The organism is Streptomyces sp. SM10 (assembly GCF_002910915.1).
Classification (GTDB): Bacteria; Actinomycetota; Actinomycetes; order Streptomycetales; family Streptomycetaceae; genus Streptomyces.
The window spans coordinates 29,239-45,845 of the sequence record NZ_NEUF01000095.1 but is presented as its reverse complement, the minus strand read 5'-3'; the positions used below and the strand labels follow the sequence as shown (position 1 = coordinate 45,845).

Below are 16,607 nucleotides of genomic sequence, written 5' to 3'. Positions count from 1 at the left end.
CCGGTCACGTCTCCGCCGGGCAGCACCCAGCCGGCGAGCGCCAGGCACGGGGCCACGAGCAGGGCGAGCGCCGTCGCGGAGAGGCGGTCGCCGACGGCACGGCTGGCGGAGCCTGCGCCCGCGAGCAGGAGCAGTCCCGCGACGGCCGCGCACGCGGCCCGGGAGGAGGCGGAGCCGCTCACTCCCGGCCAGAACACCAGGACGAGGGCGGCCGCCACGGTCGCCACCGAGGTGCCCACCAGCAGGCCACGGGCCGCCCCGGGATGCCAGGTGTGCAGCCGCCGGCCCGCGGTGTCGGCTATCCCGTCCACCAGGTCGTCGAGCCGCGCCTCGGGCAACGCCTCGGTGTGCGGGCGCAGATGGAGCACGGCGCCGTCGGAAAGACCGGCGCCGGCCAGGGTGGTCTCCTCGTCGAGCGGCGCGTCGCCGAGCCGCTGGAGCACCCAGCCGGCGTGGTCCAGGCCGGCTTCCTCGACCTCCTGGCCGACGTAGCGCAGCAGCGTGGGCAGCAGGTCGGCGACCGGTACGTCGGCGGGCACGGCCAGATCAACGGTGACGCTCGGCGCGCGTACGGTCAGGCGGCACGACTCGGCCACCGCACTGTCGGTCATCAGCTGAACTCTCGGCTTCTGTGGGGGCTTTGACAGGGTGGGGTCCCCCCGGACGAGGGGACGTGCGAACAGTACGGAAGGTCCGTACGGCCGGGAACGCCTGCCTGGGCGTGCAATTGTGCCGCCACGCACCGCGACGACCGCTCCCGCGTGGACAGTTCGCGTTCCGTGAATGCAGACTACTGCCTACGACCACCGGGTCGTATTGTGGACCGGACTCTCTATCCGGTATGCAATTGCCCCTCGGGGAGCTGCTCCTCCCCTGCTGTCCGCCCGAAACATTCACCCGGCGTTCACCGCGGCATGCGGCACCCGGAGAATCAGTGCGGTGCGGTCTTTCCCACTACCGGGTGCTCCGGTATTCGGTACGGGCCGGAATGCCGTATAACCGGAGGTTCTGTTCCTTGAGTGTGGTGCTGTTTCGCCGTCCGGCCCGCCGCCGCGGTCCGGAGATGCCCGAAGGGCAATTGACGCTCCAGGAGCCGCCGGTCCTCGCCGAGACCGTCCCGGACACCTCGGCGATATGGACCTATTTGCCGATGGCGCTCATGTCGGTGTCCATGATGCTGATGTTCCTGCGGCCCGGCGGCGGCAACGGCGTCTTCATGTATCTCGCCATGGGTGTGATGGCGCTCTCCGCCGGTGCCATGCTGCTGGGGCAGCTGATGCGCCGCTCCAGCGAGCGCAAGCAGCGCCTGAGGGGCGAACGCCGCGACTACCTCCGCTATCTGGCGCAGACCCGCAAGCGGGTCAGGGCCACCATCGCGGAGCAGCAGCGGGCACTCGCCTGGCGCCACCCGGAGCCCCGGTCGCTCCGCTCGCTGGCGCGCACCTCCCGTCTCTGGGAACGCCGCCCGGCCGACGAGGACTTCGGCGAGGTCCGTCTGGCGGTCGGCGAGCAGCAGCTCGCCCTCACCCTGGAACCGGTCTCCACCCGGCCGGTGGAGGACCTCGAACCTCTCTGCGCACACGCCCTGCGCCGCTTCATCCGGGCCTACTCCACCATCCCCGAACAGCCACTCGGCCTCTATCTGCGTTCCTCGGCCCGGATCCTGGTGCGCCCCGAGGCGGGCGCCCCGTCACGTGAGGAGAACGGCGGGGCGGACGCCCCCGGCGCCGACGCGGTACGCGCCCTGGTGCGCGCCGCACTGGGGCAGCTCGCGGTGTTCCACGCCCCTGAGGAACTGTGGATCGCCCTCTGCGTCAGCGACGAGCGGCGGCCCGACTGGGAGTGGGCGAAGTGGCTGCCGCACGTGCTGGATCCGCACGAGGAGGACGGCGCCGGCCAGGTGCGACGGATCACCGCCGACATCGCCGAGCTGGACGACCTGCTGGGCGCCGAGTTCGCGGAGCGCCCCGACTTCGACCCGGACGCCCGCCCCGGCCGCGACGAGCCCTACACGGTCGTCGTCCTGGACGGTGTCACCGTCCCCGAGGGCCACCGCTGGGAGGCGCACGGCTACCGCAACGCCCTGGCCCTGGACGTCTCCGGGTCGCTGCGCTGGCGCCCGGGACGCAACACGCTGCGGCTGACCGTGGGGGGCGACCGGGTGAGCCTGGTGCGCACGGACCGCAGCCGCAAGGAGCGCTCCGTGCCGCTCGGCCGGCCGGACCGGCTCGGCCCGCTCGGCGCGGAGTCCCTGGCCCGGCTGCTCACGTCACGGCGTATGAGTCTGGGCACCGACATCGCGCAGCCGCTGGACTCCGACGTCGAACTGACCACACTGCTCGGCATTCCCGACCTGCACCGGCACGATCCGAAGACCCTCTTCGACCGGAACACCGGCTCCGGCCGGCTGCGGGTGCCGATCGCCGTCGGCGTGGACGGGCGTCCGGTCGAGCTCGACATCAAGGAGTCCGCGCAGGGCGGCATGGGCCCGCACGGCATGCTCATCGGAGCCACCGGTTCCGGCAAGAGTGAACTCCTGCGCACCCTCGTCCTCGGTCTCGCCCTGACCAACTCCTCCGAGACACTCAACTTCATCCTGGTCGACTTCAAGGGCGGCGCCACCTTCCTCGGCCTGGAGGAACTCCCGCACACCTCCGCCGTCATCACCAACCTGGCGAACGAAGTCGCCCTGGTGGAGCGCATGCAGGACGCCCTGCATGGTGAACTCATCCGCCGTCAGGAGTTGCTGCGCTCCGCGGGCAACTACACGTCCGCGCTGGAGTACGAGCGGGCCCGTGGAGCCGGGGCGGACCTCGCCCCGCTGCCCAGCCTGTTCGTGGTGGTCGACGAGTTCAGCGAACTGCTCTCCGCGCACCGTGAGTTCATGGACCTGTTCGTGATGGTCGGCCGCCTGGGACGTTCCCTCGGGGTGCACCTGCTGCTCGCCTCCCAGCGCCTGGACGAGGGGCGCATGCACCAGCTGGAGAGCCACCTCTCGTACCGCATCGGCCTGCGCACCTTCTCCGCCATGGAGAGCCGCGGGGTGCTCGGCGTACCGGACGCCTACGAGCTGCCGGCCCAGCCCGGCAGCGGCTACCTGAAATCCGGTGTGGAGGCGCTGACCCGGTTCCGCGCCGCGTACTCCTCCGGGACGTACCGGCGCCGTACGGGTGCGGTGGTGCAGGCCCGGGTGGCCAGCCAGGTGGTGCCGTGGACCAGCGGCTGGGTGGTGCCGCGCGTGGTGGCGCCCTTGGCCGAACCCGAGCCGGAGACCGAGGAGAGCGGGGACGAGGAGGCCCTGCTCGACGTCGCCCTCGACCGCCTGCGTGACTCCGGGCCCGCCGCCCACCAGGTGTGGCTGCCTCCGCTCAGGGAGCCCTCCCCGCTGGACGCCCTGCTGCGCGGCATCGCCCCGGACCCGGAGCGCGGCCTCAGCGCCGCCGGATGGTCCGGCACCGGCAGGCTGCGGGTGCCGGTCGGCCTCGTGGACAAGCCGTTCGAGCAGCGCCGCGACCCGCTGGTCGTGGACCTCTCCGGAGCCGGCGGACACGTCGCCGTCGCGGGCGGCTCCCAGAGCGGCAAGTCCACGCTCACCCGCACACTGATCACCGCGCTCGCCCTCACCCACACCCCCGCCGAGATCCAGTTCTACTGCCTCGACTTCGGCGGCGGCGGCCTCTCGCAGCTCGCCGCCCTCCCGCACGTCGGCGGCGTCGCCGCGCGGCTCAACCCGGAGCGGGTGCACCGGGCCGTCGCCGAGGTCATGACGCTGCTCGCCCTGCGTGAGCAGTTCTTCGTGGACCACACCATCGACTCCATGAACTCCTACCGCCGCCGCCGGGCCGCCGGGGAGTTCCCCGACGAGCCCTTCGGCGACGTGTTCATGGTGGTCGACGGCTGGTCCACGGTCCGCCAGGACTACGACGGGCTGATCCCGAAGTTCAACGAGCTGGCCGCCCGCGGCCTCAACTACGGCATCCACCTGATCATCACCACCACCCGCTGGGTGGAGCTCTCCGCCCAGGTCCGTGACCAGGCCGCCACCCGTCTCGAACTGCGGATGGGTGACCCCATGGACTCCGAGATCGACACCCGCAAGGCGCGCTCCGTGCCGCGCAGCGGTGGCCGGGGCATCACCGCCGACAGCAAGATGCACTTCCTCGCGGGCCTGCCCCGCCTGGACGGCAGCGGTTCCCTCGACGACCTCGGCGAAGGTGTCGCCCACCTGGTGGCCGAGGTCTCCCGGAACTGGTCCGGGGCACAGGCGCCGCAGGTACGGATGCTGCCTCACCGCCTGCCGCTCGCCGAACTCCCCGCGCCCGAGGCCACCGAGGGCGGTGGCATGCGTCTCCCGCTCGGCATCGACCAGGATTCCCTGGAGCCGGTCTGGCACGACTTCAGCCGTACGCCGCATCTGATCACCGTCGGCGACACGGAGAGCGGCAAGACCAACCTGCTGCGCCTCGTCACCCAGGGCATCACCGCCCGCTACGCCCCGAACGAGGCGAAGATCATCGCGGTGGACTACCGCCGCACCCTGGTGGACGCCGTCCCCGAGGAGTACCGCATCGGGCACGTGATCTCCCTGGACAATCTCAAGGAGACCATCGACGGCGCGGCCCGCGCCCTGAAGACCCGTGTGCCCGGGGCGGACATCGCACCGTCCCGTATGCGCCGGTGCGACTGGTGGACCGGCCCGCGCCTCTTCATCCTGGTCGACGACTACGACATGGTCTCCGGCAATTCCTTCCAGAGCCCGTTCGAGCCGCTCTTCGAGAGTCTCACCCTCGGCTTCGAGATGGGCCTGCACCTGGTCGTCGCCAGGAGCGCGATGGGAGTCGGCCGCGGCCTCAGCGACGGTCTGATCCGCCGTCTCGACGAGGCCAACAACCCGGCCGTCCTGCTGTCCTGCCCGCCCACGGAAGGCCGTCTCTTCGGCGACGCGAAGCCCCTCAACCTGCCCCCGGGTCGTGCCCTGCACATCGCCCGCCGCAAGCCCCGCCTGATGCAGACGGCGCTGGTGGAGGAGAGCCAGGGGCAGTAGGCCACCGGCGAACGCGACGACGGCGCCCTCCCGGAAGGATCCGGGAGGGCGCCGTGTCGTCTCCTGTGACGGCCGGGGCGTCAGCTCAGCGCGGTCCGGTTCCGCCGGCTCCGGCCGGACGCCAGCCCCGGGCGCGGGCCCGGGTGACGGCGTATCCCGCCCACAGGACGGCCAGGACGGCGGCGGAGCCCAGGAGGGCGAGGAGAGTGGCACGGCCGGTGGCGCGGTCGGCGGCCGCCGTGTCGCGGACGGTCACGGGTTCCGAGGCCCGCTCGCCAACGGGCGGTGCACCGGGGGCGCCGAGCACCGTGGTGACTGCGGCGTACGGGTCCAGCTGGGGGATGCCGGCGGGGTAGGCGGTGGCCGTCAGGCGGCGGACGACGTCGTCGGGTGCCTCACCGGGGTAGGCGGCGCGCACCGCGGCGACGGCCCCGGCGGCGTAGGCGGTGGCCACCGACGCGCCCGCGCCGAGGTAGTGGCCGTCGCCGCGCGGGCCGCCGGAGACCACCCCGACGCCGGGTGCGACCAGATCGATGCCGTCGGTGGGCAGGGACTCGTCGGGGCGGATGCCGGCGGGCAGCATGTCGGCGACCGAGAGGACACCGGGTTCACCCGCCGGCCAGTAGGTGCGCGGCGGGATCTCGTCGCCGCCGCTCCGGGGCGGGTCCGGGGTCGCCGCGGCCACGATCACCACGCCCGCGCCGCGGGCCTCGTTCACCGCCCGGGTCACCGCAGCGTCCCGGCGGGGCAGTGCCACCGCGACCGCGATCACGTCGGCCCGGGCGTCGGTCGCCTTCTTCAGCGCCTGCGCCACGAGAGCGGCGCTCGCCCGACCGCGCTCGTCCGTGCCGCGCAGGGCCAGGATCTTCGCCTGCGGGGCGACGCCCGCCAGACGCGGATTGCCGCCGCCGTTCCCGGCGATCAGCCCCGCCAGGAACGTACCGTGCCCGACGCAGTCGTCACCGGCCGTGCCCTCGGCCGAGACCCGGCCCTTCAGCCCGGCCGCGTCAGGGGCGGCACCGGTGTCGATCAGGGCGACGGTCATGCCCTGGCCGGTGCTGTGCCCGTGGAGCCGATCCAGGTCGAGGCGTTGGCGCGACCAGTCCTGCTTCTTCGCCTTCTCCCGTGAAGCGGGTGTGCAGGCCGCCCGGTCGGCCTCCGCGTCGAGTACGGAGGGCATCCCCGGCAGTTCCTGCCCCTTCTCGCCGTCGGCCGCCGGTACACGCGAGAGGGGCGCGGCCTGGGCCGGCAGGGCGGCGGGCAGCAGCAGGGCGGCGGCGAGGCCTGCGCCGGAGAGCAGGCGGCCGGACCCGCGGGCGGGCGGCCTCACTGGGGAGCCACCTTCGGTGCGGCAGCCGGGATGTCCTCGGGGCGCAGGATGCGCAGGTCGTCCAGGGTGGGCGCGGCCAGCGAGCTGAGCCGTCCCGCCTGGCGGGTGACCATCGACTCGACCACCTGGCGGGCCAGGCGGGCGTTGCCGAAGGAACGGTCCCGCGGCAGCGCGTCGAAGTACTCCTTGAGCAGCGGCCCGGTACCGGGTCCGCACTCGTACCCCATGGTCGAGGCCTGGGCGCGCACGATGGTGACCAACTCCTCGGAGGAGTAGTCGGCGAAGGCGATCCGGCGCGGGAACCGGGACGCCAGGCCCGGGTTGGAGCCGAGGAACCGCTCCATCTCGTCGGTGTAGCCGGCCACGATGACCACGACTTCGTCGCGGTGGTCCTCCATCAGCTTCAGCAGGGTGTCCACCGCCTCCTGGCCGAAGTCGGCACCGCCGCCGCGTGGGGTCAGGGTGTAGGCCTCGTCGATGAACAGCACGCCGCCGCGGGCCCGTTCGAAGACCTCGCGGGTGAGCTGGGCGGTGTGCCCGATGTACCGGCCGACCAGGTCGGCGCGGGCCGCCTCGACCAGCTGGCCCCGGTCGAGTACGCCGAGCTGGGTCAGGACCTCTCCGTAGAGACGGGCGACGGTGGTCTTGCCGGTGCCGGGCGGGCCGGTGAAGACGAGATGGTTGCTGAGCGAGGGGACCGGAAGCCCGGCTGCCGCCCGGTGACGGGCCGTGGTGATGAGGTTGACCAGGTCCGCCACCTCGCGCTTGACCCCGGCCAGGCCGATCATGTCGCCGAGGCGGGTCAGCGGGTCGTCGGCCGGCGTGGCGGTCTTGCCGGCCTGTGCGGCGGCGGCGACGGAGACGTCCTCGGGCAGCAGCAGCCGCAGGTCGTGCTCACCGACCTGTGCCTGTGTGGAGAGCCTGACCGCCTGGCGGTCGACCATCTCCTCGAACACCCCGCGAGCGGCACGGCCGTTGCCGAAGCCCTCGTCCCTCGGCATGGCGCCGAAGTGTGCGGCCAGTGCCGCCGCGGTTCCCTCTCCCAGCTCGTACTGGTGCTGGGCGCACATGCTCTCCATGATCGCGACCAGGTCGGGCACCGAGTAGTTCTCGAACTCGACGGTGCGTGAGAACCGGGAGGCAAGGCCGGGGTTGGAGCCGAGGAAGGAGTCCATCTGCCGGGAGTAGCCGGCCGCGACCACCACCACGTCGTCACGGTGGTCCTCCATCAGCTTCAGCAGGGTGTCCACCGCCTCGCGGCCGAAGTCGGCCCCGCCGTTGCCGCTGTCGGCGGTCAGCGTGTACGCCTCGTCGATGAACAGCACGCCACCGAGGGCCCGCTGGAAGGTCTCGGTCGTCTTGATCGCGGTGCCGCCGACGACCTGCGCGACCAGGTCGGCACGCGAGACCTCCACCAGGTGTCCGCTGCGCAGCGAACCCAGCTCGGCCAGGATCGCCCCGTAGAGGCGGGCGACGGTGGTCTTGCCGGTGCCGGGCGGACCGGCGAAGATCAGGTGTCTGCTCATCGGCGGTGCGGACATGCCCAGTTGCTCGCGGCGCTGGGCGAGCTGGGTCAGGTTGACGAGGGTGCCGACCTGCTGCTTGACGTTCTCCAGGCCTATCAGCGCGTTGAGGGCGCCGAGCGGGCCGTCCGCGCGGTCCGGCGGGGGCGCGTCCGCGGCGCCGGCGCCGGCCGGGTCGGTGTTCTCCGCGCTGCCGGTGCCCCAGGCGTCACGCTTGCCGTTACCGACGCTGTTCAGGCCCTCCACGGCGAGCCGTTCGCCGGGGGCGGTCTGCACCAGGCCGCCGCCCTCGTTCTCACGGGCGAGGCAGTTGACGAGGGAGACCGGGGCGGTGGACTCCACCCGGTAACCGTCCTGGGCACCGCCGGTGGCCTCACAGCCGCTCAGCGAGGCGAGCGAGCCCTCACGGAGCAGGAAGCCGTGCCCCTTGGGGGCGTGCACCGCGGTGCGGTTGGCGGTCAGCTCGCCGCCGGCGGCGACCACCACGCCCTCCTCACCGGAGATCTCGACGCGGAAGTCGCGGACGGTGACGTTGCCCCCGTCCTCCACGACGAGGCCGCTGGTGACGGTGTCGGACACCCCGCCTCCGGCCAGGTAGAGGGTGCTGCCCGAGGCCACACGCACACCCGCTCCCTTCGGCCGGACGATCTCGCAGTCCTCGGCGCGGCCCCGGGCATCCCGGGTGGCCGCGATGCCGTCACCGGAGGGCTCCACCAGCCGGGCACGTCGCAGCAGCGGGTTGGCGCCGCCCCGCACCGCGACCGCTGGGGCACCGCCGATCACCTCGAGCCGGTCCAGCTCCGGTGCGGAGTCCTCCTCCAGGAGCAGCCCCGCGCCGTCGCAGTCGCGGACGGTCAGACCTGTCAGCGCCGGGGAGGCGCCCCCGGCGACGCGGACAGCCGCACCCTGCGCGCCGTCCACCCAGCAGTCCTCGAAGGTGCCGCGCGCCCGGTCGGTGACGAGCATGCCGTGGCCGCGGGTGCGCGAGACGCGGCAGCGGCGCAGGACGGGGTCGGTTCCGCCGGCCAGCGTGATCCCGTTCCCCGACGCACCGGTGACACGGACGTCCTCCAGCGTCGCGCGGCCCGTGCTGCTCAGGTGCACGCCGGTGCTGGTGTCGTGCACCACAGTGCGGACCACCGAGACGGCGCTGTCCCCCTCCAGGGCGATGGAGGGCTTGTCCGTGGAGGAGATGTCGCAGTCCTCGACGCTGCCGCGGGACTCGCCGTTGGCGAGCAGGCCGTTGCCACGGGCGCCGCGCACCGTGCAGTCACGGATGCGTGCCTCTCCCTGTTCCGCGAGGACCAGGCCGCTGGTGCCCAGGTGCTCGAAGGTGCAGGACTCCACGGTGGTGGGCTCGTTCGAGGTCACCACGATGCCGGCGCCCTGCGGGTTGCTGACCCGGCAGTCGCGCAGCGCGAGGGAGCCCGTTCCTCCGGCGAGCATCGCGGTCCAGGCGGCGCCGACGACCTCGCAGCCGTCCAGCGCGGCCTGACCGCGCCGCACGTCCACGGCCGGCAGCTCGGCGTCGCCGCCGCGCAGGGTCAGCTCGGAGAGCATCACGGCATCGGCGCGCAGCGCGACGACACTGCCCGACCGCGGCCGGATCTCCACCGTGCCCCGCCCCTCGGCGGCGGTGAGGGTGACCCTCGTGTGGATCACGAGGTTCTCCGCGTACGTCCCGGGCCGGACGCTGATGAGCGCACCGGTACGGGCGGCAGAGAGTGCCTCACCGATCGTCCGGTAGCGGTCCCGGCTGTCAGGGCCGACCGACAGTACCTGGCGCGACACGCACCAACCTCCTTGCTACGGCGACGTCTTCAGCGAGCGTCCCCCTCTTCGCCGGGGACGCGTGTCGGGGAGCCGACGGTGCCATCATGCCTCGCCCCGGGACGTGCGGGTTCCGGGAGCGGTACTCCCGGTGCCGAGGTGTTCCGGTCAGGTGTTCCACTTCTGGGCGGGGTTGCCCGAGCACTTCAACAGCTGCAGGGCAGCCCTGTTGTCCCTGTTGGCCCCCGCGATGTCGACGCACATGCCGACGACGGTATTGACCAGGTCATGACTGCCGTTCAGGGCGAACTTCTGGGCGGGGTTGTCGCTGCACCGGGCGATCTGGATGACGGTCCCGTCGCTGAAGTTCGCGTTGGCCACGTCCAGGCACAGGCCCTGGATGCGGATGGTGCCGTCGGACGCGAACTGCCACTTCTGGGCTGCTGCGTTGTTGCAGTCCCACATGTGGAGCGCTTTCCCGTCGCTGAAGTCGTGGCCGGGCACGTCGATGCAACGTCCCGACAGCTGGCTGTGGAAGGAGACGGGGGCACTGAGGGTGACTGCCGGACGAGCGGGCGCGGGCTTGCTCTGGGTGCTGCCGGACTTCTGCTCGGTGCTCTGCTTCTTCGGTGCGGCCGGCTTCTCGGCGTCGTCCTTCTTCTGCGTCTTCTCCGTCTTGTCCGTGTCCGTGTCCGGCGCCGGAGCCGAACCGGGGGCCTCCCGTGCGGGCTTCTCGTCCGTGACGGGTTTCTTCGCACCGTCGCTCGGGCCCGGGTCACCGGGCTCGGTCGGGGTAACCGCGAACTCACCCGGCGCCTCCTGCCCGCTGCCGGTGAGCACGGTTCCGGCTGCCGTCTTCGGCTGGTCGGGGTCCTTGCCGTCGTCCGTCGCGAGCACCAGGAACGGCACCGACACGAGCAGCGCGCCTGCTATCGCAGCTCCTGCCAGCACGGCCTTGCCCGGCCGTCCGACCGGCCCGGTCTGCTGCGGCCGGCCGATCGCGGTGGCGGTCATGGTGCGCACGAGCGCGGGCAGCCGGCTCTCGGCGGCTGCGGTGGCACCGGAGTCGGGGTCGGTCTCGGACCGGCCGCCGGAGGACCCGGACCGGGAGTCGGACCCCGGCTCGGACTCCGGCTCGGACTCCGGCTCGGACTCCGGCTCGGACTCGGACTCGGACTCGGCGGTATCGGTACCGCCCGCCCCTGCCTTCTTCCCGGCCTCACCGGCCGGCGTGCCGGGCTCCGGCTTCTCCTTTGCCGCTGCCGTCTCGGCCTCGGTGTCCGCCCCGATCCTCGCCCGCGCCGCCTCCGACGTGGCCTCCGGCTCGGGCTCGGAGGTGGCCGGCTTCGCCTGCGGCGTGGACTCGGCGAGGGCGGCAGCGGCCGCCTCCTCGCTCTCGGGACCGGACTCCGCGCGAGCCCGCGGGGAGGCGGGGGGTTGCTGAGCCGAACGCGTCACGGGGTTCTCCCTGTGGTGTGGGGCCAGGGTTCGGATGGGCTGTCGGCTCCGTCCGCGGAAGGGTCCGCGGACGGAGCACCGGTGCGGAGCACCGCGCCGGAAAGGTGTGCGGGCGCCTCCTCGGCCGGGGCACTCTCGCCGCCCACCCCGCGGCCGGGGCCGAGCAGACTGTCCGCCGGGACGAGCAAGGGTGCCGCCGCGGCGGCGTTGACCATCAGCAGCGTGCCGGAGACGCTGAGTGAACGGGCGAGTTCCGCTGCCGGCAGCGTGTCATGGCGAAGTGCCCCGGACATGAACTCATGTGCCGACGAGGTGAACAACAGCACCACGGGGGCCCCGTCCTGCCCGGTGGCCGTCAGCGGCCCTCCGTCGGGTCCGCGCACCACGGTGACCTCGGCCGCGGCCAGGGCCTCCAGCGCCGCTTCGACCGAGCCGTAGCCGGTGGCGGCCCGCTGGGCTGCGGCGTCCACCGGGTCGGTGGGCTCCGGCCAGTCGAGCATCCGGGCCGAGGGCCGGTACGCGGGGTTGGCGCGGTACTCCCCCACGCCTCCGTCGTCGTCCGACTGCCACTCGCCCAGCACCGCCCACTCCGGCGGAGTCGGTCCCTCGGTCCACTCCGGATCCACCACCCCGATCCAGTGCCCCGGAGCCTGACGGGCCGCAGCCCTCACGGCCTCGGGTATCCCGGGCGGTTGGGCACCCGCGGCAACGGGTGAGGAACCCTCAGCGGGCTCCTTGGCGCGCGTGGGTGATGGTCCATCAGCGGAGGGACTGCCTGCGTCCGGCGCGACGGACGGCGCGTCCTGACCGCCCTGTTGCCGCTCTCCGGGCCGCATCTCCACCTGAACTCTTGGGTCCGTACGAATCGTTGGGTGCCGCGCGTCATGAGCGCACGGCGAAACTGATCAAACCGAGTCAACAGGATGTCACACCGGCCCCACCCCTGGGCGTCCGCCCGGAGTCCGTATCGGGCACCCACATGTCCGTTTGCTGCCCGAACAGAGAACGTTCCGGGATCAGCGAGGCACAGGCGGACAAAGCGACAGGTCGTTCGGGGCCAGGAGGCCGGCCGTCGCCCTACGACGGGCTACCTTGTGTGCGCCATCGGCCTCTTCGGCGTACGAAGCCTTCCGGCCCGGACGCCGGGGAGGCAGGGCGTCCGTGGCCCAGGAACGTACCGGGCAGGCCCGCCCGGCCATCAACACCTTCAGAAGTGACCGGCGTTCATCAGGACCGACAGCTGCCCACCGACGGGCTCCGCCCCCGATGAGGAGTGACGCATGTCCCCCCAGCACCCCGCTCCCGGCTCGAACGCGGCAGCGGCCGCCGCCCCCGACGAGCAGGAATCCGGCCCCTCTGGCCGGTCCTCTCCGCCGGCAGGAGATTCACGGAGCCAGGGCTCCGCCCCCGAGGCGGAAGCCGAGCCGGGCACGTCACCGGCTGCGGTACCGGAACCGGGCACCACACCGGCGCCGGAACCAGAACCGGGCAGCACACCGGCGGGGGACACCGCGGCCGACCCCTCCCGGACGACCACCGGCCCCACCGGGGCGCCCGAGCCGGAGACCGGAGCGGCAAGGGCCGCGGGAGCAGCGCCGCGGACGAGGACCGGAACCGGCGTCGACGGTGGCCGGCCGCGCGCACCGATGCTGGCAGGGGCCGCCGTCCTCGGCGCCGTCCTGATCGCTGTTCCCCTCCTGCTGGTGGGGAGCGCGAACGACGACAGGCACGGCCCTTCCGGCCAGGGACCGGCCGCGGGGAGCGCCGACACCGTGCTCGGCCCCAGGTCCGGAGCCGGGGCCATCGACGACTACGTGGCCGGGACGACCGCCCCCACTCCGGACAAGGGGAAACCGCAGAGGACGGCGGCCCCGAAGGCCGCCGCCCCCGCGCCCGTCGCACCCGCGCCCGAGCCGGAGCCGAAGCCGAAGGCAAGCAGCAGAGCCCCCTCGAAGAAGCCGGAGCCCAAGGCGGCCCCGAAGCCGGACTGGACCACGGTGACCGTCTCCGCGCCCAGCGTCCTGGAGGTCGACCAGGCCTGGACGACGAACCGGATCCGCATGGTCATGCAGCCCGACGGCAACCTCGTGGTCCTCAACGAGGAGAGCAAGCCGATCTGGGCCTCCATGACGTTCGGCGAGAACCACCGGGCGATCTTCCAGCCCGACGGCAACCTGGTCATCCACAACGGTGACGACCGTCCGATCTGGGCCTCCAAGACCCACGACCACCCGGGCGCCCAACTGGTTCTGCGGGCGGACGCCAAGGTGGCCGTCGTGGACGGCGGGCGTGTCATCTGGTCGACCTGAGACCGGGCACCTGCCGTCGTGCCACCGCGTGAGCAGGGCATCGGCACTTCCCGTGCCCGGCTCCGCCCTCGCTCCCGGACGTGCGGGGCAGGGACGGTCCTGAATCACTCCGAGAACCGGCATGGATCCACCGCACCCGCGGTCGCGGCGAGGAGCCGGCCCTGGAGAACGACCGAGGGCCGGTTCTCGGATTTCTCCGACAACCGGCCCTGATCTGCGACTCTCACGAGTCGGGACGACAGGATTTGAACCTGCGACCCCTTGACCCCCAGTCAAGTGCGCTACCAAGCTGCGCTACGTCCCGATGCGTTTCCTCCCGGTGTTCCCCGGGGGGCTGCGCAGGACAAACATTACCTCACTCCGGGGACCGGATCGACGCCCGTACCTGCTGGGCGCGGTTCGCCAGTCCTTCGGCGCCGCACGCGGTGGCGAGCTTCTGGGCGCGGGCGATCTCCTGCGGGGAGCTGATCGCGATGCCGTACTCGAATCGGGCCAGGGCGTGCTCGTAGGCGGAGGAGGATGCCTCGAGGTGGCGTACGGACTCGGCCAGCAGCTGTCCGGCCTCCTCCGCGGGCGCGAAGAGGGCCACGCAGCGCAGGGCCTCGCCGATCGCCGTGTCCGTGCCGAAGCGTTCCGCGTGGACGCGGGCGCGGGTGGCGAGCTGGGCGGCCCGGACGGGGTCGCTGTCGGCCAGGGCGCGGGCGAGATCGCCCGCCCAGGGTGCCCAGACGCCGTTGAACCGGCCTCGTGGCTCCAGCGCCGCTCCGGCCGACTCCAGCTCCGCAACGGCCTCCTCGGTGCGGCCTTCCGCCAGGAGCAGCCGTCCGCGTACGCACGGGGCGTCCGGCAGGACCATGGCGGTGGGGTACGGCGGGCCGAAGGCGTACCGGTCGGCAACCAGCCGGGCCTCCGCCGTCCTGCCCCGGGCGAGCAGGGTGTCGACGAGGAGGCAGGCGGCATCCCAGTGGACGGGCAGTCCGCTGCCGACGCGGTCCGCGAGGCGCAGCCCCTCGCGGAGGAAGCCCTCGGCCTCGGCGAGGCGGCCGCGGCGTCGGTGCACGAGTCCGAGGAGGGTGTGCGCGAAGGCGAGGTGCGCGCCGCTCCAGCCGGAGATCTCGAAGGCGCGCACGGCTTCGCTGAAGAGCTGCTCGGCGCGGTCCGTCCGGTCGGTGAAGGCGTAGGTGATGCCGACCATCGTGGGGAGTTCGAAGCCCCACTCCGTGTCGGTCCACCCGAGCCCGCGTGCGGGCCGGCCGTCCACGAGCGCGCGTTCGCAGAAGTCGACGACGATCTGGGCGTTCTCGCCGCGGAGCATGGCGTCGAACGCCCGCAGGGTGAGCAGGGCGCGCTCCGCGTTGTCGCGCCCCTTGAGGTGGTCGGCGTTGCGGGCGAGCCGGGCCGAACGTCCGGGCCCGTCGTCCTCGGAGGCCTGCATGCCCTCCCACAGGAAGTGGGCGGCCTGGAGACGCATCAGGCCGGGCCCGGGAGCGGTGCGGGACGCCTCGGCGGCCAGCGAGAGCGCCGCGTCCTTGAGCTGGTTGTTGTGCGACAGGGCGGAGGCGAGCCGGAAGGTGGCGTCGATCCGGAGTGTCTCGTCGAGGCCGGGTGTGTCGAGCGCGGCGCGCAGGTGCTGCACGGTCGTGGCCGGCGAGGAGAGCAGGGTGGCGCAGCCCAGTTCGTAGAGCAGGGCCGCACGGTCGTCGGGGCGCGGCGGTTCGTCCAGGGCGCGTTCGAGACAGCGCCTGGCGGCCTCGGGTGCGCCGACCGCGAGGTGCTGGCGTGCCGCCTCGCGGAGCTGTGCGACCAGCTCCTGGTCGTCGTCCGGGTGGACTTCGAGCAGATGGCGGGAGGCCGCGGCTGCGCCGAGCCCCGCCTGGGTGATGGCCCAGGCCGCCCGTCCGTGCATGGCGGTGCGGGTGGCGGGCGGGATGGATCGGTAGACCGCGCTGGCGATGAGCGGGTGGACGAACTCCATCGGGTCGAAGCCGCTGACGATACGGGCGTCCCGCAGGCGCGCCGTGCAGTCGGCCGCCTCCGCGGAGCTCATGCCGGCGAGCGTCGCGGCGAGCTCCTGGGAGATCTCGGTGCCGAGCACGGCCGCCGCCCAGGCGAAGCGGTTGGCGTTGGTGCCCAGGCGTTCGAGGCGGGCGACGAGGCCGCTGCCCCGGGCCGCCGCTCCGAGCTCACGGAGGAGCCCGGCCGACTCCTCGATCGGAGCCAGTTCACGGTCCTGCGCCTTGGCGACGAGTTCGACCGCCTCGTACGGGTTTCCCCCGGTCACGGCCCAGACCTCGCGGCAGAACGGGTCGTCCGCGTGGTCGCCAAGACCGGCACGCACCAGGTCGGCCGTGGCTTCGGGGGTGAGCGCGCGCAAAGCCACCCGGATCAGCGCCGGATGGGCCGGGGCGGCGGCCCTCTCCGTGGTGCGGGCGAGGGCCCAGTCCGCGTCGCGGTCGGCGAGTTCCTGGGGACGGTGCGCCTGGACGACCAGCACGGGGAGTTCGGAGAGGCGAGCGGTGAAGCCGGAGAGCCAGGCGAGGGATTCGCCGTCCGCCCAGTGCGCGTCGTCCACTATCAGGAGCAGCGGCCGGTGGCTGAGCCGGGAGGCGAGCCGGGACACGACGTGGTCGAGACCGTCCCTGACGCCTTGGGGGTCGGGTTGCGGGCCGCTGGGGTCGGCCAGGCCCAGAGCGGGCGCGGCGCTGTCGAACCAGTCGCCGAACAGGGCGCGGATCTCGTCGGCGGGGAACCGGTCCAGCGCGGGCTGGAGCAGTTGGCGTACGACGTGGAACGGCACCGAGGTGACCGTCTCGCCGCCGCGTGCGGACCACACGGTGCAGCGGTCGGCGGCCATCGTCTGGATCTCGCCGAGCAGCGCGGTCTTGCCGATACCGGCTTCTCCGCTGAAGACCAGCAGCCCGCCGGCTTTCTGTGCGCCGCAGAGGGCGTCCACCGCCTGTGCTGCGGCGGCGAGTTCCGGTTCGCGCTCGTACAACGGCCGGGACGGCTTCATGCCTCCCCTTCCCAGGGTGGTTGCGGAGGGGTCCGAGCCTATCCGCGCGCGGGTGCTCGCGGACAGGGTTCGCGTGGTTTTCCGCAGGTGCGAGGCACAATCGGGGGGTGGACGAATCACGCAGGGACCGCGACGAGGAGGGGCGGGCGCGCAACGCGCG

The 16,607-nt window shown here is 73.0% G+C and carries 8 protein-coding genes and 1 tRNA gene; 2 read left to right on the top strand and 7 right to left on the bottom strand.

The features are described 5' to 3' along the window. A partial coding sequence (gene eccD, locus B9S57_RS14125; protein WP_103515919.1) for a type VII secretion integral membrane protein EccD occupies positions 1-611 on the bottom strand: 611 nt, incomplete at its 3' end. Positions 612-1,063: 452 nt separating this feature from the next. On the opposite strand from eccD, the gene eccCa reads away from it, so the two are divergent. After that, on the top strand, positions 1,064-5,044 hold the full coding sequence (eccCa, locus tag B9S57_RS14120) for a type VII secretion protein EccCa (RefSeq protein ID WP_103515918.1): 3,981 nt from the start codon (positions 1,064-1,066) through the stop codon (positions 5,042-5,044). An 85-nt stretch (positions 5,045-5,129) separates the two neighbouring features. Here eccCa and B9S57_RS14115 read toward each other — a convergent pair whose 3' ends face one another. The 4 genes from B9S57_RS14115 to B9S57_RS14100 form a co-directional block, all read right to left on the bottom strand. Beyond that, positions 5,130-6,374, bottom strand: coding sequence for a S8 family serine peptidase (locus tag B9S57_RS14115; RefSeq protein ID WP_103515917.1), 1,245 nt, complete (start codon positions 6,372-6,374; stop codon positions 5,130-5,132). After that, entirely contained in the window at positions 6,371-9,688 is a 3,318-nt protein-coding gene (locus B9S57_RS14110) for a right-handed parallel beta-helix repeat-containing protein (protein ID WP_103515916.1), read from the bottom strand. Before B9S57_RS14110 ends, B9S57_RS14115 begins: the two co-directional genes overlap by 4 nt. Before the next feature lie 147 nt (positions 9,689-9,835). Continuing rightward, the gene (locus B9S57_RS14105; protein ID WP_103515915.1) at positions 9,836-11,125 is read right to left on the bottom strand and encodes an RICIN domain-containing protein; all 1,290 of its coding nucleotides are present in this window, start codon (positions 11,123-11,125) and stop codon (positions 9,836-9,838) included. Beyond that, positions 11,122-11,961, bottom strand: a complete 840-nt coding sequence (locus B9S57_RS14100) for a type VII secretion system-associated protein (RefSeq protein ID WP_103515922.1) — start codon at positions 11,959-11,961, stop codon at positions 11,122-11,124. Before B9S57_RS14100 ends, B9S57_RS14105 begins: the two co-directional genes overlap by 4 nt. 444 nt (positions 11,962-12,405) lie before the next feature. On the opposite strand from B9S57_RS14100, the gene B9S57_RS14095 reads away from it, so the two are divergent. After that, positions 12,406-13,434: a mannose-binding protein gene (locus B9S57_RS14095; RefSeq protein ID WP_103515914.1), complete on the top strand. Its 1,029-nt coding sequence runs from the start codon at positions 12,406-12,408 to the stop codon at positions 13,432-13,434. 230 nt (positions 13,435-13,664) lie between these two features. Here B9S57_RS14095 and B9S57_RS14090 read toward each other — a convergent pair. Both B9S57_RS14090 and B9S57_RS14085 read right to left on the bottom strand, forming a co-directional pair. Continuing rightward, positions 13,665-13,738: transfer RNA gene (locus B9S57_RS14090), tRNA-Pro, on the bottom strand. A 51-nt stretch (positions 13,739-13,789) separates the two neighbouring features. After that, positions 13,790-16,447, bottom strand: coding sequence for an AAA family ATPase (locus B9S57_RS14085; RefSeq protein WP_103515913.1), 2,658 nt, complete (start codon positions 16,445-16,447; stop codon positions 13,790-13,792). Between the last annotated feature and the right edge of the window lie 160 nt (positions 16,448-16,607).

Bases quoted from the DNA above. Each gene is read 5' to 3' on its own strand.
- eccCa (WP_103515918.1), top strand. From the start codon at position 1,064: ATGCCCGAAGGGCAATTGACGCTCCAGGAGCCGCCGGTCCTCGCCGAG.
- B9S57_RS14085 (WP_103515913.1), bottom strand. From the start codon at position 16,447: ATGAAGCCGTCCCGGCCGTTGTACGAGCGCGAACCGGAACTCGCCGCC.
- B9S57_RS14095 (WP_103515914.1), top strand. From the start codon at position 12,406: ATGTCCCCCCAGCACCCCGCTCCCGGCTCGAACGCGGCAGCGGCCGCC.
- B9S57_RS14100 (WP_103515922.1), bottom strand. From the start codon at position 11,961: ATGCGGCCCGGAGAGCGGCAACAGGGCGGTCAGGACGCGCCGTCCGTC.